Source organism: Oleiphilus sp. HI0079, assembly GCF_001635105.1.
The window spans coordinates 1-759 of record NZ_LWFT01001308.1 but is presented as its reverse complement, the minus strand read 5'-3'; the positions used below and the strand labels follow the sequence as shown (position 1 = coordinate 759).

1 pseudogene is annotated in these 759 nt (G+C 46.9%); it reads right to left on the bottom strand.

The features are described from left to right. Window positions 1-142 precede the first annotated feature (142 nt). Window positions 143-759 (bottom strand): annotated as a pseudogene (gatB, locus tag A3750_RS22755) (Asp-tRNA(Asn)/Glu-tRNA(Gln) amidotransferase GatCAB subunit B); the annotation flags it as partial.

Below are 759 nucleotides of genomic sequence, written 5' to 3'. Positions count from 1 at the left end.
AACTTTGTATATTTTTATTGCAGTGCCGTTCGATAATTTGGTGTGCATTGTTCGGGGTTTTAGCTAAAGAGGGGGCAAGCGAGATTAGCCACTCTGCATAAGGGGGCGTAAACCCAAATGCAGAGTGGATGGGGATCCAAAGCTAACTGTTTAGTTTCTTTTGAAGGATCTCGTTGAAGAGTTTTGGATTACCTTGCCCTTTGGATGCTTTCATTAGTGGTCCCATAAAGCCACCCATGAGCTTTTTGCGCTTTTTGTCATCCGCCGCTTTGTATTGCTCAATTTGATCTGTCATACCTGCAAGTACTTCATCCACCATTGCTTCGAGTGCGCCGGTATCCGACACTTGTTTGAGTCCTTCGGCGTCTATGATCTGATCGACATCTGTCGCTTCTTTAGTCCAAAGCTTCTCAAAGACTTTCTTCGCTCCAGAAGACGACACTGTATTGTCTTTTATGCGCAAAACTAACTGCCCTAGGGCTTCTCCCGTAAGCGGTGTTTGTGCAGCGCTAAGCTCTTCTGCGTTGAGTCTGGCGCTAAATTCACCCATTACCCAATTTGCAGACAACTTGGCATCGCCAGAGATTTTGGCGCTAGTCTCAAACACAGCCGCAAGGTTAGCATCGGAGGAGAGCATGCCGGCATCGTATTCATTTAGACCGAAATCAGACATAAAGCGTTCTTTGCGCGCGGCTGGGAGTTCTGGCATTTGCGTGCGAACTTCCTCGATATAGTCATCAGTGAGTACAACAGGCAATA